15 protein-coding genes and 2 pseudogenes are annotated in these 18,004 nt (G+C 68.9%); 9 read left to right on the top strand and 8 right to left on the bottom strand.

Annotated features, from left to right (window positions below; all coding sequences use genetic code 11):
• Positions 1–44: 44 nt before the first annotated feature.
• Positions 45–398: pseudogene (locus OHA11_RS31995) on the bottom strand (response regulator transcription factor); the annotation flags it as partial.
• 285 nt (positions 399–683) lie between these two features.
• Between OHA11_RS31995 and OHA11_RS31990 the strand changes: the two are divergent.
• The 6 genes from OHA11_RS31990 (at position 684) to OHA11_RS31965 (ending at position 8,450) form a co-directional block, all read left to right on the top strand.
• A complete protein-coding gene (locus OHA11_RS31990) occupies positions 684–1,289 on the top strand; it encodes a carbonic anhydrase (RefSeq protein ID WP_266502317.1) in 606 nt (201 codons plus the stop codon).
• Positions 1,286–3,175: a SulP family inorganic anion transporter gene (locus OHA11_RS31985; protein WP_266502316.1), complete on the top strand. Its 1,890-nt coding sequence runs from the start codon at positions 1,286–1,288 to the stop codon at positions 3,173–3,175. Before OHA11_RS31990 ends, OHA11_RS31985 begins: the two co-directional genes overlap by 4 nt.
• 230 nt (positions 3,176–3,405) lie before the next feature.
• Complete coding sequence (locus OHA11_RS31980) at positions 3,406–5,205, top strand: coagulation factor 5/8 type domain-containing protein (RefSeq protein ID WP_266502315.1); 1,800 nt, start codon at positions 3,406–3,408, stop codon at positions 5,203–5,205.
• 338 nt (positions 5,206–5,543) lie between these two features.
• Positions 5,544–6,494: an oxidoreductase gene (locus OHA11_RS31975; RefSeq protein ID WP_266502314.1), complete on the top strand. Its 951-nt coding sequence runs from the start codon at positions 5,544–5,546 to the stop codon at positions 6,492–6,494.
• Positions 6,495–6,663: 169 nt separating this feature from the next.
• Positions 6,664–7,824, top strand: a complete 1,161-nt coding sequence (locus OHA11_RS31970; RefSeq protein WP_266502313.1) for an alkaline phosphatase PhoX — start codon at positions 6,664–6,666, stop codon at positions 7,822–7,824.
• A gap of 191 nt (positions 7,825–8,015) precedes the next feature.
• Positions 8,016–8,450 (top strand): LAETG motif-containing sortase-dependent surface protein, encoded by a 435-nt coding sequence (locus OHA11_RS31965; protein ID WP_266502311.1) that lies wholly within the window; start codon positions 8,016–8,018, stop codon positions 8,448–8,450.
• A gap of 125 nt (positions 8,451–8,575) precedes the next feature.
• Here the strand turns inward: OHA11_RS31965 and OHA11_RS31960 are convergent, their stop codons facing one another.
• Both OHA11_RS31960 and OHA11_RS31955 read right to left on the bottom strand, forming a co-directional pair.
• On the bottom strand, positions 8,576–9,187 hold the full coding sequence (locus OHA11_RS31960) for a calcium-binding protein (protein WP_266502309.1): 612 nt from the start codon (positions 9,185–9,187) through the stop codon (positions 8,576–8,578).
• Between the two features lie 211 nt (positions 9,188–9,398).
• Positions 9,399–10,037, bottom strand: coding sequence for a TetR/AcrR family transcriptional regulator (locus OHA11_RS31955; protein ID WP_266502308.1), 639 nt, complete (start codon positions 10,035–10,037; stop codon positions 9,399–9,401).
• Positions 10,038–10,143: 106 nt separating this feature from the next.
• Here OHA11_RS31955 and OHA11_RS31950 point away from each other — a divergent pair, with 106 nt between their 5' ends.
• Positions 10,144–10,866, top strand: coding sequence for an SDR family oxidoreductase (locus OHA11_RS31950; RefSeq protein WP_266502302.1), 723 nt, complete (start codon positions 10,144–10,146; stop codon positions 10,864–10,866).
• Positions 10,867–10,994: 128 nt separating this feature from the next.
• Here the strand turns inward: OHA11_RS31950 and OHA11_RS31945 are convergent, their stop codons facing one another.
• The 3 genes and pseudogenes from OHA11_RS31945 to OHA11_RS31935 all read right to left on the bottom strand — a co-directional run.
• Entirely contained in the window at positions 10,995–11,846 is an 852-nt protein-coding gene (locus OHA11_RS31945; protein ID WP_266502301.1) for a helix-turn-helix transcriptional regulator, read from the bottom strand.
• Between the two features lie 14 nt (positions 11,847–11,860).
• Positions 11,861–12,364, bottom strand: a complete 504-nt coding sequence (locus OHA11_RS31940; protein ID WP_266502300.1) for a DUF6879 family protein — start codon at positions 12,362–12,364, stop codon at positions 11,861–11,863.
• Positions 12,361–12,585, bottom strand: a pseudogene (locus OHA11_RS31935) (hypothetical protein); the annotation flags it as partial. The gene OHA11_RS31940 and the pseudogene OHA11_RS31935, both read right to left, overlap by 4 nt.
• A 150-nt stretch (positions 12,586–12,735) precedes the next feature.
• Here OHA11_RS31935 and OHA11_RS31930 point away from each other — a divergent pair.
• Positions 12,736–12,924, top strand: coding sequence for a hypothetical protein (locus OHA11_RS31930; RefSeq protein ID WP_266502298.1), 189 nt, complete (start codon positions 12,736–12,738; stop codon positions 12,922–12,924).
• Positions 12,921–13,136: a hypothetical protein gene (locus tag OHA11_RS31925; RefSeq protein WP_266502296.1), complete on the top strand. Its 216-nt coding sequence runs from the start codon at positions 12,921–12,923 to the stop codon at positions 13,134–13,136. The genes OHA11_RS31930 and OHA11_RS31925 overlap by 4 nt, the downstream gene beginning before the upstream one ends.
• Before the next feature lie 219 nt (positions 13,137–13,355).
• Here the strand turns inward: OHA11_RS31925 and ppdK are convergent, their stop codons facing one another.
• Positions 13,356–16,115, bottom strand: a complete 2,760-nt coding sequence (gene ppdK / locus OHA11_RS31920; RefSeq protein WP_266502294.1) for a pyruvate, phosphate dikinase — start codon at positions 16,113–16,115, stop codon at positions 13,356–13,358.
• Positions 16,116–16,569: 454 nt separating this feature from the next.
• Positions 16,570–17,796, bottom strand: a complete 1,227-nt coding sequence (locus OHA11_RS31915) for an ROK family protein (RefSeq protein ID WP_266502292.1) — start codon at positions 17,794–17,796, stop codon at positions 16,570–16,572.
• Positions 17,797–18,004: the final 208 nt, after the last annotated feature.

The following is an 18,004-nucleotide window of genomic DNA, read 5'->3' as shown; positions in this document are numbered from 1 at the left end:
TCCGTCAGGCCCTGTTGCAGGCCCTGTTGCAGGCCGCGGCCCGGCTGGGTACGGCGCGTGACCGCCCTGATCCGGGCCACCAGTTCACGCAGGCTGAAGGGCTTCGCCAGGTAGTCGTCGGCGCCGAGTTCCAGACCCAGGACGCGGTCGGCCTCCTCGCCGCGCGCGCTGAGGATGATGACGGGCACGTCGGAGTACTGCCGGATCCCACGGCAGACGTCGATGCCGTCCATGTCGGGCAACCCCAGGTCGAGCAGGACGACATCGCCGTACGGCCCTCTCAGCCCGGCGGCCCCGGTCGAGACGTGGTCGACCGTCAGCCCGAAGTGACCCAGACCCTCGGCGAGCGGCTCGGCGATCGTCTCGTCGTCCTCGATGAGCAGCACTCGTACGCCCATACGCCCTGTCTCCCCATGAATCCGGACAGCACGAATTCCGTGCCGTGGAGGGCACACGCTACAAGAGCAGTCATAGGCACGTCTCCTATACCCAAGGCAATGTGACCGGCCGCTCAAAACCGCCCCTGGATGGCTTGTAGGCGACGAGGATTCAGGCCGCCGGGACGAAATATGGGCCATCCCTGGCCCTGCTCTAGTGTTCTCTTAACCTTCGCCTGGCAGTAGCCCCTCTACGGTGAGAGCACGACGGGAAAGCCCTGGTCGAACCCCCTGCCGGGAGGAACCGTGAAGGCACTGCTGGACCGCGCCCGCTCGTTCAAGAGGCGCGTCGATTTCGAGAGCGGCGAATACCGGAAACTGGCCGAAGGCCAATATCCGGAGGCATTGTTCATTACCTGCTCGGACTCACGGGTCATACCCGCCCTGATCACGGGCGCACGGCCCGGAGAGATATTCGAGCTGCGGAACGCGGGCAATATCGTTCCACCGCACGGGCGGCAGGGCGCCTCCGGCGAGGCCGCCACCATCGAGTACGCACTGGAGGTGCTCGGCGTTCAGGACATCGTCGTGTGCGGCCATTCCCACTGCGGCGCGATGGGCGCTCTGAAGTCCGGCGACGACCTGTCCGCGCTGCCCGGTGTGGACGCCTGGCTGGACCTGGCCCGCCCGGAGCTCGCGCCGTTGCTCGACGGAGCATTCGAGGACCCGTCGATGCCCGCCGTGGCCCAGCTCAACGTCGTCAACCAGCTTGCGGCTCTGCGGAGTTACCCGGTGACCAAGCCACGGCTCGACGCGGGACGGCTGCGGCTGCACGGCTGGTACTACGAGGTCGACACCGGCCAGGTCCACGAGTTGGACGAGGACGGCAGCTTCCGGGTGCACGCCGCATGAGCGGGCTGCACGCACGCGGACGCGTACCGGCGCACGCCAGGATGCCGGACGCCCCGCCGGTCCCGGACTTCCCCGCCCCGACCGCACCCGCCTACGCCCCGGACATCTCCCCGCCGGCCCCCACTTCGGCCCCCACTTCGGCAGCCACATCGGCAGCCACTTCGACGGGCGCCACCCCGCCGACCAAGACCGCCAGGACCGCAAGGACCGCAAGGACGAACAAGACCGCCGGAACCAGCAAGAGCACCAAGGGGCCGAAGGCCGACCTCGCGACCGAGATCACCGCCTCCCTCGTCGTCTTCCTCGTCGCGCTCCCCCTGTGCATCGGCGTGGCCGTCGCCTCCGGTGTCCCCGCCGAGTTGGGCATCATCTCCGGTGTCATCGGCGGCCTGGTGGTCGGCGCCGCGCGCGGCAGCACCCTCCAAGTCAGCGGTCCGGCGGCCGGGTTGGCGGCCCTCGTGGCGGAGACCGTCGTCGAGTACGGCGTCGCCATGCTCGGCGTGATCGTCCTCGGCTCGGGCATCCTGCAGATCGTCCTGGGCCTGGTCCGCCTCGGCCGGATCTTCCAGGCGATCTCGCTGGCCGTCGTCCAGGGCATGCTCGCGGGCATCGGACTGCCGCTGATGTTCAGCCAGTTGTACCCGATGTCCGACTCCAAGGCCCCGGGCACGCCGATCGAGAACATGGCGGGCCTCCCCGGTCTGATCGCCGACACCTCCGCCAACCCCCAGGCGCTGATCGCCGCAGGACTCGGCATCGCCACCATCGCGCTCAGCTTCCTGTGGAAGAAGATGCCGGGCCCGGTGAAGAAGGTCCCGGCCGCGCTCGTGGCCGTCGGGATCGGTATCGCGGTCGCCTCGCTGCCGGGCGTGGACGTGAAGACGCTCCAGGTGGGCAATCTGCTCGCGTCCGTGGACGTCCCCGGCCCGGCCGAGTTCGCGGGACTCGCCGACGTCGGGATCATCACCGCCATCCTCACCTTCACGGTGATCGCCTCGGCGGAGAGCCTGTTCACGGCCGCCGCAGTGGACCGTATGCACAGCGGCCCGCGCACCCGCTACAACCCCGAACTCATCGCCCAGGGCGCCGGAAACACCGTGGCGGGCCTCCTCGGCGCGCTGCCCATCACTGCGGTCGTGGCCCGCAGTTCCGCGAACGTCCAGGCGGGCGCCAAGACCCGCCTGTCCCGTACGCTGCACGGCCTGTGGCTGCTGGCCTTCGCGCTGCTCCTGCCCCAGGTCCTCGCCCTGATCCCGATCGCCGTCCTCGCGGGCGTCCTCGTCCACAGCGGCTGGAAGCTCTTCGCCCCCGAGGAGTTCCCGAAGATGTGGCGCCAGGACCGGGGCGAGTTCGCGGTGATGACCCTCACCACGCTGGTCATCGTGGCGACCGCGCTCCTCGAAGGCGTCCTCTTCGGCCTGGCCGCCGGCATCGTCCTCGCGGCCCTTCGCATGTCGCAGACCGTCATCAAGCAGCACCTGGAGGAGGACACCGCCAAGGTCGTCATGGCGGGCAACGCCACGTTCCTGCGGCTGCCCCAGCTGATCGAGGCCCTGGAGGCCGCCGCCGAGGCGGGCAAGCCGCGCATCCGGCTCGACCTGACCGGTGTGACCCACCTCGATCACGCCTGTCGCAACCAGGTGGAGGAGTTCGTCGCCCAGCAGCGGGGGCTCGGCCTGCGGGTGGAGTTGCTGATGCCGGGTCCGGCAAAGCCGGCGTCCGTGGCGGACCCGGCTGTCGGTGAGCAGGCGCACCCGACCGGGGCCGCGCTCCCCAGGCACCCGTACGCACCCACGACCACGGGCCCGACGCGGGGGCCCGGGCCCACCGCCGAGTGGTTCTACCTCGACACGCGGCCCGTACCCGAGGAGTACGCCTCCCGGTGAGCGGGGCCGCGGTCGGCCGGCCACGGCCTCGCCGGTGTTCGCGAGGGCACACACCAGCGGATGAAGCCGAAGCCGCCCAGCGAGATCAGTTGATGTTCACTCAGCAACAACAAGTACGGACTCCGGTCACAACTCTTGACGTGTGGCTCGCGCAGATGAAGCATTCATCGGCGAGAGAGCGCTCCCAAAACCCCCCACCGTTCATTTCCTGAACCAGGAGAGTCGCCCCCATGTCTCCTTCCCCCACAGATTCCTCGTCCTCCGGCAGAACTCCCCTCGCCCGCCGGTCGGTTCTCGGCGCCGTGGCCGCGGCGGCGGCCGCGCCAGGGCTGCTCGCCCTGTCGTCGTCGGCGGCATCCGCCGCTCCCGACCGCGCCCGGGCCCTGCCGGGAGGTGGTGATCTCGGCCCGAACGTCATCGTCTTCGACCCGTCCACCTCAGGTATCCAGGCCAAGTTGGACCAGATATTCGCCCAGCAGGAGACGGCGCAGTTCGGCACGGGCCGCTATCAGCTGCTGTTCAAGCCGGGCACGTACAACGGGCTCAACGCCCAACTCGGCTTCTACACCTCGATCTCGGGCCTCGGTCTGTCCCCGGACGACACCTCGATCAACGGTGACATAACCGTCGACGCGGGCTGGTTCAACGGCAACGCCACCCAGAACTTCTGGCGTTCGGCGGAGAACCTCGCGATCACTCCCGTCAACGGCACCAACCGGTGGGCCGTCGCACAGGCCGCCCCCTTCCGGCGGATGCACGTCCGGGGCGGTCTCAACCTCTCCCCCAACGGCTACGGCTGGGCCAGCGGCGGCTACATCGCCGACAGCCGCATCGACGGCACGGTCGGTCCGTACTCGCAGCAGCAGTGGTACACCCGCGACAGCTTTGTGGGCGGCTGGCTCAACGCCGTCTGGAACATGGTGTTCTCGGGCGTCGAGGGCGCCCCGGCGCAGACCTTCCCGAACCCGCCGTACACCACGCTCAACACCACGCCGATCTCCCGCGAGAAGCCGTTCCTCTACCTCAACGGCACGGAATACCGCGTCTTCCTGCCGGAGAAGCGGGTCAACGCACGCGGCACCACCTGGGGAGCCGGCACGCCTCGCGGTACGTCACTGGCGCTGACGCAGTTCTACGTGGCGAAGCCCGGCGTCACCGCCGCCACCCTCAACGAGGCACTCACGCAAGGCCTCCATCTGCTGCTGACGCCGGGGATCTACCACCTCGACCAGCCGATCCAGGTCAACCGTGCCAACACCGTGGTCCTCGGCCTCGGTTACGCCACCCTGATCCCTGACAACGGTGTCACCGCGCTCAAGGTGGCCGATGTCGACGGCGTCCGCCTCGCGGGCTTCCTCATCGACGCCGGGCCCGTCAACTCCGCCACGCTCCTTGAGGTCGGTCCCACCGGCGCTTCGGCCGACCACTCCGTCAACCCGACCACGGTGCAGGACGTCTTCATCCGCATCGGCGGCGCGGGCGCCGGCAAGGCCACCACCAGCATGGTGATCAACAGCCGCCACACGATCATCGACCACACCTGGGTCTGGCGCGCCGACCACGGCGCCGGAGTCGGCTGGGAGACCAACCGGGCCGACTACGGCGTCCGCGTCAACGGCAACGACGTGCTGGCCACCGGGCTGTTCGTCGAGCACTTCAACAAGTACGACGTCCAGTGGTACGGCCAGGGCGGCCGCACGATCTTCTTCCAGAACGAGAAGGCGTACGACGCCCCGAACCAGGCCGCCATCCAGAACGGCAACATCAAGGGGTACGCGGCCTACAAGGTCGCCGACACCGTGACCACGCACGAGGCGTGGGGGCTCGGCAGCTACTGCTTCTTCAACGTCGATCCGACGATCGTCCAGCACAACGGATTCGCCGTTCCGAACACCTCGGGCGTGAAGTTCCACCATGTGATGGTCATCTCGCTCGGCGGCAAGGGGCAGTACGAGCGCGTGATCAACGAGACGGGCTCGCCGACCTCGGGATCGGACACGGTGCCGTCCATGGTGACCTCGTATCCCTGACCGGACCACCGTGCACGACGGCGGCGTTCGGCACCGACTCGCCGCCCGGCATCACGGAGTCCTGCTACCCCACGTCCTGAACTCCGCTGTGAGGGGCGGGTGTTGCGCGAGAGCTCGACACCCGTCCCGAGGGGTGCTGTCATCCCAGCGGTCCGGCCGTGTCGTTGCCCTCCGCGACATGTGTCCGAAACGCCTGCCACATCCAGTCTGACCTGCATGTTCGTCAGCCCCACAGGATGGCCCAACGGGCCATCGGAGCGGTAGACTCTGCCCCTTGCCAGCCCCTTGTCGGGATGGATGCACAGCCGGACATGTGACTACGCAGAGGGAGTCAAGCCATGAGCGGCTGGACTGCGCAGGACATCCCCGACCAGAGCGGCCGTACGGCCGTCGTCACCGGGGCGAACAGCGGGATCGGGTACGTCACCGCCCGCGAACTGGCCCGGCGCGGGGCGCGCGTCGTCCTCGCCTGTCGCAGTGAGGCGCGCGGCACCGAGGCGGCCGACCGCCTGGCCATCGAAGTCCCCGACGCGGACGCGGAGTTCGTACGGCTGGATCTCGGGGACCTGGACTCCGTACGGGAGTTCGCGGCGGCGTACGCGCGGCGGTACGACCGTCTCGACCTGCTCGTCAACAACGCGGGCGTGATGGCGCTGCCGCAGGGCCGCACGGCGGACGGCTTCGAGACGCAGTTCGGGGTCAACCACCTCGGCCACTTCGCGCTCACCGGGCTGCTCCTGCCGACGCTGCTCGCCACGTCCGGTGCGTCCGGGGCGCCCGGCGCCCGTGTGGTGAGCGTGTCCAGCTTCATGCACGCGCAGGCCAACATCGACATCAACGACCTCAACAGCGAGCGCAAGTACGGGCGTTGGACCGCGTACGCGCGCTCGAAGACGGCGAACCTGCTGTTCGTCCACGAGTTGGCGCGCCGGCTCGCCGCCATCGGCTCCGATGTCGTGGCGGCTGCCGCGCACCCCGGCTACGCCGCCACCAACCTCCAGACCGCGGCCCCGAAGATGCAGGGCCGCAAGGCCTCCGTACGGTTCATGGAGATCGGCAACCGACTCTTCGCCCAGTCCGCGGAGGCGGGCGCCCTCCCCAGCCTGTACGCGGCGACCGCCCCCGAAGCGGGCCCGGACTCCTTCACCGGCCCTTCCATCCTTGCCTGGCGCGGCTCCCCCGCGAAGTCGTGGCGCGCCAAGTGGACCCTCAACGACACGGCGGGGCAACGACTTTGGGAGGAGTCGGAGCGGCTGACGGGCATCGCGTACGACGCCCTGAAGGCATGACGCAAGGGCGTATGCGCGTATGCGCGTACGGGGCACCCGGCCAGCCAGTGATGCGTACACGTCACCGCCCGGCCATGGCGCGTCCACCCCGCACTCCTAGGCTCCGGCGGTGCGCGACCCCGTCGCCGACCGGCGGACGGGGCGGTCACGGCACCCCCTTGGAGCGACAGTGGAACGTCGTACTCTCCTGCGTGCGGCCGTCCTCGGCGGTTCGTCCGCCGTCTTCGGTGGAACCCTGTGGCGCGGCGCCGCGTACGCCGCACCCGCCCAGCCCGGCACCGGCCCGTACGGGGCACTCGGCGCGGCGGACGCGAACGGCGTCAGGCTGCCGAGCGGTTTCACCAGCCGGGTGATAGCCCGGTCCGGCCAGACGGTCACCGGCACGTCCTACACCTGGCACAACGCCCCTGATGGCGGGGCCTGTTACGCGGATGGCGCCGGCTGGATCTACGTATCCAACTCGGAGATCAACCCCTCCGGCGGCGCGAGCGCGGTGAAGTTCTCGTCGGCGGGCGCCATCACGGGCGCGTACCGCATCCTGTCCGGCACCCGGCAGAACTGCGCGGGCGGGAAGACGCCGTGGAACACCTGGCTGTCCTGCGAGGAGGTGTCCCTCGGGTACGTGTACGAGACGGACCCGTGGGGTGTGAACGCGGCCGTGCGCCGGGACGCGATGGGCCGCTTCAAACACGAGGCGGCGGCCGCCGACCCGGTGCGCCGGGTGGTGTACCTGACGGAGGACGAGACCAACGGCTGCCTCTACCGCTTCGTCCCCACCACCTGGGGCAACCTGTCCGCCGGCACCCTTCAGGTCATGGTCGCCGGGACGGCCACCTCCGGCTCTTTCACCTGGGCGAACGTGCCCGACCCGGACGGCTCCCCCACTACGACCCGTACGCAGGTCTCCGGCTCGAAGAAGTTCAACGGCGGCGAGGGCTGCCACTACGCCGACGACACGGTCTGGTTCACCACCAAGGGCGACAACCGCGTCTGGCAGCTCAACCTGGCAAGCAACACATACGAGTTGGCGTACGACGACTCGCTCGTGACCTCCGGTACGGCCCCGCTGACCGGCGTCGACAACATCACCGGCAGCGCTTCGGGCGACCTGTTCGTCGCGGAGGACGGCGGCAACATGGAGATCTGCGTGATCACGCCGAACGACGTGATCGCCCCGTTCCTGCGCATCGACGGCCAGTCCGGCTCGGAGATCACCGGCCCCGCCTTCTCCCCCGACGGAACCCGCCTCTACTTCTCCAGCCAGCGCGGCACCAGCGGCAGTTCGTCCGGTGGGATCACGTACGAGGTGAGGGGCCCGTTCCGCTCGTAACGGCCCGTCGACGACGGACCCATGAGCGGAGAGCTACCATCCGATCACGTAACGTTCGCATCACGGGTCCGTCATTCCGCCACCGCACCACCGGCCCCCTAATACCTTCATCACCTCAAATCCGACTGATCGCCCTCCGTGATCATGCATACGGATGCATACGGATATCGACCCAAATCTGAGGTGCTCCCGTGAAGTTGCTCCGCAAGCCCGCCGCCGTGGCCGTCGCCGCGCTGGCGCTCACCGCCCTGTCGGCCACCACCGCCCAGGCCCACGACGGCGAACACCCGTTCAAGAACTGCACCGAGGCGTACGAGAACGGGTACTCCGACATCTCCAAGGGTGACGAGCACTACGCCGACGACCTGGACCGCGACCAGGACGGCATCGGCTGCGACCAGCCACCGGCGGACTTCGTCCCCGCGGAGGACCAGGGCACGGGCGACGGGGGCACCGAGGACACCTCCTCGGACGACGAGGGGCAGGACACGGGACAGAAGGCAACCGACCTGGCGAAGACCGGAGGCAGCGGCGCCACCCCGTACATCGCGGCCGGCGGCGCGGTCGTCCTGCTCGCCGGAGGCGGGGTGCTGTTCACGGTGCGCAAGCGCCGCGACGCCCGCTGACACGCCCGCTGATACGTCGGCGAACACTTCGACGAACCCTTCGGCGGGCACGTCGATGGACACAGATGACGCGGCGGGGACCCTCCACAGGTCCCCGCCGCGTCCATGACCGAGGCGCGAAGGGCTCAGCTCTCGCAGCTGTCCTTCAGGTCGTTGAGGTCACTCGTGCAGGTGTCCGTACCGGCGTCCCCGAAGGAGCGGTCGTTGGCCTGCGTGGAGTCGAGGGCGTCCAGGCGGTCGTTGCCGTTTCTGCCGAACATGACGTCGTCTCCGGCGCCACCGGTGATCGCGTCGACCCCTCCACCGCCGAAGATCGTGTCGTGCCCGCCCTGACCGTTCAGGGTGGTCCCCGCGGTGGCGGCGAAGTCGATCGAGATGATGTCGTTGCCCGTGCCGCCGTTGATGATGGCGGGCACTCCGCCCGTCACGGTGACTATGTCACCCAGGTCCCCGCTTTCGAGGGTGAGGGTGCGGCCGCCGTACGGGCAGCGGACCGTGTCGACGTCCACCTGGGTGCAGCCGGATCCCGCGTTGACGGTGTCGCCCGAGTCGCTGATGGTGACGGTGTCGAGGGACCGGGTGATGGAAAGATCGTTCGCCTTCCCCGCCACGGCGGTGACGAAGATGCGAACGGTGCTCACACTCACACCGGTCGCCGCGTGCGCCTGTCCGGCCGACAGCACCGTCGCCGCGCCGAGAACCACGGTCGTCACGCCGGCCTGTACCGCTCTGCGCATTGAGGTCTTCAATGCTCCTCCTCTTCCCCCTGATGAACACGGGCTGGTCTTGCCGTGATCGACCCTAGGAACGGAGCGGTGGGGGCGCATGGGGGGAGAACCCCCAATTACCGACGATGGACCGACCATGCTCAAGTCCCTTGGATCTGCGTTGAGTTGGACACGAAGGGCGTACTTGCCGATCGTCGGCGGAGTCGGCCGCAGGCGGATCTCAGTCGCAGGCCGCCCCCATGACGCGGGCCAACTCCTCGGGCTGCATGGGCGGTTCGGGCAGCGGATGGGCTGCTGAGGCGCGCATCCCGTCGAGCATCATGGCGAGGTGGCGCCGCCACACCTCGGGCCGGACGCCCGCGGTCGCCTCGACCGTGCGGGCGGTCCCCCAGGTCACGAACGCCATGTCCTCCAGGGTGAAGTCGGCCCGCAGCGCGCTCCCCTGCTTGGCCCGCTCGACGATCTGCGTCATCAACTCGTACCCGCGCAGATGGCCCTCGGTCGGGGTGGTCTGCGGCAGGTGCCGGGAGACCAGTTCGTTGTAACCGCGGTCGGCGGCCTGCAACTCGCAGATCCGCTCCAGGAAGTGCACCAGGCCCACCCATGGGTCGGGGATCGACAGGGCGTGCTCGGCGATCCGCACGACCGTCTCGGCCCGGTCGGCGAACACGGCGCTCACCAGGTCCGCGCGGTTGGGGAAGCGGTTGTACAGCGTGCCGATGCTCACCCCGGCCGTGCGGGCGATCTCGTCGAGGGCGACGTCGAGCCCGTGTACCGCGAACAGCTGCCGGGCGGCTTGAACCAACTGGTCGCGATTGCGCTGGGCGTCTCTGCGGAGCGGCTTGGCGCGAGGGGGCATGGCAGCACCCTATCCAAGTTGAAGAAGCCCTCAACTTGTGCGTACGCTCCTCCGTAAGTTGAGGAGCACCTCAACTTATGGGATCCATGAAGGAGCTGACGCTCGCATGCCCAAAACCCTTGCCATCTTCGGTGCCGGCCCCGTCCTCGGGCTGTCCCTCGCCCGCCGCTTCGGGCGGGAAGGCTTCCGTGTCGCCCTCGTCGCCCGGACCCGGGAAAACCTGGACAAGCTCGTCACCGAGCTCGCGGGCGACGGCATCGAGGCGGCCGGTTTCACCGCCGACGTCTACGACGGGGAGCAGATCGCGGCCGCCGTCGCGGCCATCACCAAGGAGTACGGCCAGATCGACGCCGTGGAGTTCAGCCCCGGCGGCGGCAACATGGGCGAGGGCATCGCGTCCGTACTGGACGTGACCCCGGACAACCTCCAGCTGATCCTCGACCGCTTCCTGCTGTCGGGCGTCGCCCTGGTGCGGGCCGTACTGCCGGCCATGACCGAACGCGCCGACGGTGCGATCCTGTTCACGGCGGGGCAGTCCGGCATCCACCCCATGCCCTTCCTCGGCAACGCGGGCATGGCCCAGGCGGCGCTGCGCAACTACTTCCACAACCTCAACAGTGCGCTCGCGGACAAGGGCGTGTACGTCGGCGCGGTCAACGTCGGCGCACTGATCGAGGGCAGCGTGCCGCACCGGGCGATCACGTCGGCGCCGGGCCCGCTGGACTTCGAGCCCGAGGTCATCCACCCGGACGTGTTCGCGGAAAAGTTCTGGGAGCTGTACAGCAGGCGCGACAGGCCGGAGGCACTGGTGGGCAGCTTCGGCCGGTAGGCGTCCGGCGGGTTCTCCGGGCTGCGGGTCCCGGAGCTCCGGGACCCGCAGCCCGGAGAACGGTCACAACCGAGTGAAGCACTCAGTTCGCATGGCCGGAGGGCAGAACTCGGTGCCGCCCAGCGCGCTCACGCATCGAGAGTCGTCAGGGCACTTGTGATCAGTGCACGGGCAGCGGCTCCGTACACCGCGTTCTGCGCGAGGCCGTCGAACGCCTTGACGTACAGCGCTATCTGACTCGGCTGTGTCAGGGTCGTGGCAGCGTCCAGGGAGTCGGCGTGGACGCGCTCGTCGTCGAAGACGGTGAACGTCGCCATCGGCCACACCGTGCGCTGCAAAGCGAACGGGATCACGCCCAGGGCGACGCTCGGCAGGGTCATCGACGACAGCAGATGCCCAAGCTGTCCGGCCATCGTGTCGGCGTCGCCCATCCTGTGCCGCAGGACGGACTCCTCGATGACGAGGGCAAAGCGGTGGTCACCCTCGTGTACAACGCTGTTTCGCCTCATCCTCGCCTCGACGGCCCGGCTCACGTCATCGGGTGTCCCCCGGAACGCGGCGATCGAGGACAGCAGCGCCGAGGCGTACCCGGGCGTCTGAAGAAAGCCGGGTACGACGTCGGAGCAGTACACCCGGAACTGCCTTGTGCGCTCATACAGCGTCGCCCCGGACTCCTGCAACTGCCGCAGCCCGCTGCGCTGAAGACGGCGCCACTCGACGTGCATCTCCGTGGATTGCCGGTTGGCCGCGGTCAGGTCCGGGGCCTGGTCGTCCGCGCCGCACGCTGCGCACCATGCCCGGATGTCCGCGTCCGACGGTGGCGTACGGGCGTTCTCGATCCGCGAGGACTTCGCCTCGTGCCACCCGCATCGGGCAGCCAGCTCACGCTTCGTGATCCCCGCGTCCAAACGGATGTCCCGCAAGCGAGCGGCGAGCGCTTCGCGTGCCTGTTGGACTGCGGACGAGGGGTGCGAAGACATGAGCCGGCCGTTCCTCAGATCTGGTAGTCCGCGTGCGGTACGGCTCGCTCCCACACGCTCTCGAATGCGGTGACAGAGAGCTTCACGAGGGCGGGATCGTCCGTGATCTCGTCCTCCACGACGGCTCCGTCACCTGAGAAGTGGTGCACCCGCAACAGCGTCTCGTCGAAGGCCCAGAAGTCATTGCCCGGGAGAGCGAGGCCGGTTGCCTGCCGTCGGGGCAGCCAACGCACCTGCTCCCCTGCCGTGACGTTGGCGTGCGTGACGTAGTGCTCCCAGCGGATGTACTCCGAGACCGGCTCGGAGACGATGCGGGCACGCCGGATCACCACTCCACGCGCCACCGTGTCCGAGATGAGCTGGTCGTACGGATGCCACCACGACGCCCGGTCCTGCCAGTTGACGCGTTCGCCCCGCTGCCACGCCTCGAAGCGTGGCGTCGGCGCGTACGAGTCGCGTATCTCCAGGTGTACGGCGGAGTGCTGGCAGGCACCCAGCAGCTCAGCGAAGCTGGGCACGCCTCCCGGATCATCGGAATCATCCGGGCCGGAATCCGGACGATCGCTTCGCTATCGGGGACCGGTCCGTTCGCCGGACTAGTCGCCTCGCACTCGGCGTGCGTCTGCTCGTCAGGCTTCCAACCCTGCAACAACAGTTCCCGGGCTTCCGTGTCGGCCCACACGGTCGGGCAGTGATCGCGATCGGTGTCGGGATCGATGCCGATGAACTCAACGGACATGACGTCTCCCCTGTCGATGACTTGCTCAGACTTGCACAAGCGTCCTGCAATGCCTACTTGCCGTCAACGGTGGGACCTGCCAGGAAAGTTGGCGTGCAAGCTCATGCAAGACCGTGGAGAGCTGAGCAGCGCCGTGTCTAGCTTCGTCGCATGGAGACGACGATGGCAGCGGCCGTACATCTGGGCATCCCCCGCCCCGAGCCCGTACCCGAAGAAGGCTGCGGAGTCTGCGAAGCATTGGGCAGACAGCGGGAAGACGCTCGGCGCAAGCTCGACCTGTCCAAGGTCTCGGACTGCAACGTCGAGATCCGCAACCACCCCCACGGGGACCGGAAGTGAGCGGTGTCCGGTGGGAGCAGCACGACGGAGGCTACGGCTCCGGACCCATGCAAGTAGCCGCCGACTCCAGCACGTTCAGCGTGGTGCGGCAGGCGTACGCGGCGCTCTTGGAGCACGGCACCAGTTGCCAGACGTGCCGGGAGGGCTACTGCGAAACGGCCGACGCCCTGTACGACGCATGGCGCGATATGGGCGGTCCGTGGAAGAACTAGGAAGCGGGCACGACGGGGCGGCACCTCCGCACAAGGTGCCGCCCCTTCGCTTTCGTGCACCGGAGCCGCGATCCGCCGGTGAGGGTGGGATGACGGATCACGACCCCGGGGTCCTGCGGGCGCCCGCTACCTGCAGTCAGGTCCTGCGGCCCGGCCAACCAGTGGCCAGGTCCTGCGGGCCCGCCTACAGGTAAGTCAGGCCATGCGAGCCCGGCGCGCCTACCGGTGGTCGCTCCCCCGTGCCGAAGACGCCGCCCGGCCCGCCTCCAGGCGGGCCACCGGGATGCGGAACGGGGAGCAGGAGACGTAGTCGAGGCCCACCTCGTGGAAGAAGTGGACCGACTCCGGGTCGCCGCCGTGTTCGCCGCAGACGCCGAGCTTCAGGTCGGGGCGGGTCGCGCGGCCCGCCTTCACCGCCAGCTCGACCAGCGAGCCCACGCCGTCCCGGTCGATCGTCTCGAAGGGGCTGACGCCGAAGATGCCCTTCTCCAGGTACGCCGTGAAGAACGAGGCCTCCACGTCGTCCCGGCTGAAGCCCCACACCGTCTGGGTCAGGTCGTTCGTGCCGAAGGAGAAGAACTCCGCCGCCTCCGCGATCTGGCCCGCCGTCAGGGCGGCTCGCGGCAGCTCGATCATCGTGCCGATGGCCAGCTTCAGGTCCGTGCCCGTCGCCGCCTGGACCTCCGCGATGACCTGGTCGGCCTCCTCGCGCACGATCTCCAGTTCCTGGACCGTGCCCACCAGCGGAATCATGACCTCCGCCCGCGGGTCGCCCTTGGCGGCCTTCCGTTCGGCGGCGGCCTCGGCGATCGCCCGTACCTGCATGGTGAAGAGACCGGGGATCACCAGGCCGAGGCGTACGCCGCGCAGGCCGAGCATCGGGTTCTGCTCGTGCAGGCGGTGCACCGCCTGGAGGAGCCGCAGATCGTTCTCGTTGGCGTCCCTTCGGGACTCGGCGAGCGCGACCCGGACCGACAGCTCCGTGATGTCCGGCAGGAACTCGTGCAGCGGCGGGTCCAGGAGACGGACCGTGACCGGGAGGCCGTCCATCGCCGAGAACAGCTCCACGAAGTCCTGCTTCTGGAGCGGAAGGAGCGCCTTCAGCGACTCCTCGCGCTCGGCGTCCGTGTCCGCGAGGATCAGGCGCTCGACCAGCTCACGACGGTCGCCGAGGAACATGTGCTCCGTACGGCACAGACCGATGCCCTGGGCGCCGAAGCGGCGGGCGCGCATGGCGTCCTCGGCGTTGTCCGCGTTGGCGCGCACCCGCAGGCGGCGCTTGCGGTCGGCGAACGCCATGATCCGGTGCACGGCCTCGACCAGTTCGTCGGCGTCGTGGGCGCCCGCGTGCATCCGGCCCTCGAAGTACTCCACGACGGGGGACGGCACGACCGGGACCTCGCCCAGGTACACCTTGCCGCTGGAGCCGTCGATGGAGATCACGTCGCCCTCCTCGACGACGTGTCCGCCCGGCACCGTCATCCGGCGTCGCTTGGTGTCGACCTCCAGCTCCTCCGCGCCGCACACACACGTCTTGCCCATGCCGCGCGCGACGACAGCCGCGTGGGAGGTCTTGCCGCCGCGGGAGGTGAGGATGCCCTCGGCGGCGATCATGCCGTCCAGGTCGTCGGGGTTCGTCTCACGGCGGACCAGGATGACCTTCTCGCCCGAACGCGACCACTTCACGGCCGTGTACGAGTCGAAGACCGCCTTGCCGACCGCCGCGCCCGGCGAGGCGGCGATGCCCCGGCCGACCTGCGACACCTTCGCCTCGTCGTCGAAGCGCGGGAACATCAGCTGGGCCAGCTGGGCACCCGTGACGCGCTGGAGTGCCTCGGCCTCGTCGATCAGGCCCTGGTCGACCAGCTGCGTGGCGATCCGGAAGGCGGCGCCCGCCGTCCGCTTGCCCACCCGCGTCTGGAGCATCCACAGCTGCCCGCGCTCGATGGTGAACTCGATGTCGCAGAGGTCCTTGTAGTGGTTCTCCAGGGTCCCCATGATCTGCATCAGCTGGTCGTACGACTTCTTGTCGATCTGCTCCAGTTCGGCGAGCGGGACCGTGTTGCGGATGCCCGCGACGACGTCCTCGCCCTGCGCGTTCTGGAGGTAGTCGCCGTAGACGCCCCGGTGGCCTGAGGCCGGGTCGCGGGTGAACGCGACTCCCGTGCCCGAGTCGGGGCCCAGGTTGCCGAAGACCATCGAGCAGACGTTGACCGCCGTGCCGAGGTCGCCCGGGATGCGCTCCTGGCGGCGGTAGAGCTTCGCCCGGTCGGTGTTCCAGGAGTCGAAGACCGCATGGATGGCGAGGTCCATCTGTTCGCGCGGGTCCTGCGGGAAGTCCCGCCCGGCCTCGGTCTTGACGATCTTCTTGAACTTGGTGACGAGCTTCTTGAGGTCGGCCGCTTCGAGGTCCGTGTCGACGGTGACCTTCTTGGCGGCCTTGGCCGCCTCCAGCGCGTCCTCGAAGAGCTCGCCCTCCACGCCGAGGACCGTCTTGCCGAACATCTGGATCAGCCTGCGGTACGAGTCCCACGCGAAGCGGTCGTCACCGGCCTGCTGGGCGAGACCCAGTACGGACTTGTCCGAGAGGCCGATGTTCAGGACGGTGTCCATCATGCCCGGCATGGAGAACTTCGCCCCGGAACGGACCGAGACGAGGAGGGGGTCGTCGGCCTGGCCGAGCTTCTTGCCCATCTTCGCTTCGAGGGCGACGAGATGCGCGCTCACCTCGTCACGCAGTGCCGCCGGCTCGTCGCCACTGTCGAGGTAGGTCTTGCAGGCCTCGGTGGTGATGGTGAAGCCGGGAGGGACGGGGAGGCCGAGGTTGGTCATCTCGGCGAGGTTGGCACCCTTGCCACCAAGGAGGTCCTTGAGGTCCTTGTTGCCCTCGGTGAAGTCGTAGACGAACTTCGCTCCGTCGACGCCACTGTCGCCGCTGTCGCCGCTCTCAGCTACGTGGGGATCTTTGTTTTCCGACACGGGTCTCGACTCCTCGAGGACGCGGTGGCTGCCCTGACGACGGGGAACATACCCAGATCAAAGGCGCCTGGGTACGTCCACTTGCGCGTCATACGGTCGTAACCACTCGTCCGCCAGCAGATCGAAAGTCAAGGGAAGGTAAGGCGGGTGGCCGGACATCGTTCACCTCTTGAACGTGTCAACGCGCATAGATCCCCTCTACTTGCTCACTTGAGCGGCTATCGACACGTCTGAGTTCACGTCATAAATGATCAATCGATGGCACTGAGTGCCACTCTTTAGAGAAGTGCGGTCGCTCAAGATCCGCTCATCTGAGCGAAACCTCGATCAGGCGTGGTGAGAATCACGCAGTTTTCGGCGCCCGGATTTCACCATACGGACCGGTACACAGAAGGAAACGTGACCGTCACACACCCATGGCGCGTGACCATCACACACTCATGGCGCGTGACCATCACACGCCCATGGCGCGCAGCCGCTCCTCGACCCGTTCGGGCGCGTACAGATGCTCCACGACCAGGGCACCCGCCCCGACCAGGCCCGCCCGCTCGCCGAGCCGTGACGTGACCACGTCCAGGCGGGCGGTGGAGCGGGGCAGGGCCCGCTGGTAGAGCAGTTCGCGGACGCCCGTGAGGAACGGTGTTCCGGCCAGGTCCCCGGCGATCATCAGGACGCCGGGGTTGAGCAGCGTCACCACGGTCGCCAGTACGTCACCGACGTGCCGCCCGGCCTCGCGGGCGAGCGCGGCGGCGCCGGGGTGCCCGGAGGCCAGCAGATCGCGCACATCTGAGCCCGACGCCGCCGGAACGCCCTTCTCCGCAAGCCTGCGCGCGACAGCGCCACCGCTCGCGACGGCGGCGAGGCACCCGTACGACCCGCATCTGCACAGCGCGTCGGCGCCCTCCGGGACCCGGATGTGCCCGATGTCCCCGGCGCCGCCGTCGATGCCCCGGTAGATCGAGCCGCCGACGACCACACCGGCCCCGATACCGGTGGAGACCTTCACCAGTACGAAGGCCGAGCAGTCGGGGTGGCCCGTGCGCTGTTCCCCGTACGCCATGAGGTTGGCGTCGTTGTCGACGAGCACCGGGACGGCCTCGGCGCCGGTGTGCTCGGCGAAGGCGCGGGTGAGGCGGCCCCTTATGTCGTAGCCGTCCCAGCCGGGCATGATCGGCGGCTGGACGACCCGGCCGGTGTCGCTGTCGACGGGCCCCGGCACGGCGAGCCCGATGCCGCACACCTCGTCCGCCCGGTGCCCGGCTTTCTCAAGCAGCTCCGCGAACCAGCGGCCCAGCTCGCCGAGGACCGCGTCCGGGCCCTCCTCGATCAGCAGTGCTCCCGTGTGCTCGGCCAGCAGCTCGCCGGTCAGGGACAGCACGGCGGCGCGGGCGTGCCGGGTGTCGAGGTCGGCGGCGAGGACGACGGCGTGGGCGTCGTCGAACTCCAGGCGGACCGAGGGACGGCCGCCGAGCGGCGAGTCCACCGGGCCCGCGGCGCCCTCACGCAGCCAGCCGGCCCGGAAGAGGCGGTCGAGGCGCTGTCCGACGGTGGCCCGCGACAGCCCAGTGACCTGCTGCAAGGCCCCGCGCGTCGTCGCGCGCCCGCTGCGGACCAGCTCCAGCAGGTCGCCGGAGCTCGCCTGGCTCCCGGTTCGCCCGGTCCTCCCGGCCCTTGTCGCCATCCCGCTCCTCCCTGTGGTTCCGGTCACGCGGACCCCTTGCGCTCACCAACTCTGCATTACATATTGAGTTTTGCGTGTTAAATAGACGTAACCCTACGGTAGCTACTGCCGAACTGGTCGGCCGCATGTCTTCGGGGAGACCTGAGTGGACCGCACAACCCAGCTCACCGCCCGTCGCACGGGGAACGTGGATCCCGTACGCACCGCG

Source organism: Streptomyces sp. NBC_00878 (assembly GCF_026341515.1).
Classification (GTDB): domain Bacteria; phylum Actinomycetota; class Actinomycetes; order Streptomycetales; family Streptomycetaceae; genus Streptomyces.
Note: the sequence above shows the minus strand (reverse complement) of the source record. Positions and strands in the feature narration are given on the sequence as shown.

What these genes read in the sequence shown, in the direction of transcription:
- OHA11_RS31960 (WP_266502309.1), bottom strand. Translation starts at nt 9,187, where the DNA reads ATGCGCAGAGCGGTACAGGCCGGCGTGACGACCGTGGTTCTCGGCGCG.
- OHA11_RS31980 (WP_266502315.1), top strand. Translation starts at nt 3,406, where the DNA reads ATGTCTCCTTCCCCCACAGATTCCTCGTCCTCCGGCAGAACTCCCCTC.
- OHA11_RS31985 (WP_266502316.1), top strand. Translation starts at nt 1,286, where the DNA reads ATGAGCGGGCTGCACGCACGCGGACGCGTACCGGCGCACGCCAGGATG.
- OHA11_RS31930 (WP_266502298.1), top strand. Translation starts at nt 12,736, where the DNA reads ATGGAGACGACGATGGCAGCGGCCGTACATCTGGGCATCCCCCGCCCC.
- OHA11_RS31975 (WP_266502314.1), top strand. Translation starts at nt 5,544, where the DNA reads ATGAGCGGCTGGACTGCGCAGGACATCCCCGACCAGAGCGGCCGTACG.
- OHA11_RS31945 (WP_266502301.1), bottom strand. Translation starts at nt 11,846, where the DNA reads ATGTCTTCGCACCCCTCGTCCGCAGTCCAACAGGCACGCGAAGCGCTC.
- OHA11_RS31950 (WP_266502302.1), top strand. Translation starts at nt 10,144, where the DNA reads ATGCCCAAAACCCTTGCCATCTTCGGTGCCGGCCCCGTCCTCGGGCTG.
- OHA11_RS31955 (WP_266502308.1), bottom strand. Translation starts at nt 10,037, where the DNA reads ATGCCCCCTCGCGCCAAGCCGCTCCGCAGAGACGCCCAGCGCAATCGC.
- OHA11_RS31915 (WP_266502292.1), bottom strand. Translation starts at nt 17,796, where the DNA reads ATGGCGACAAGGGCCGGGAGGACCGGGCGAACCGGGAGCCAGGCGAGC.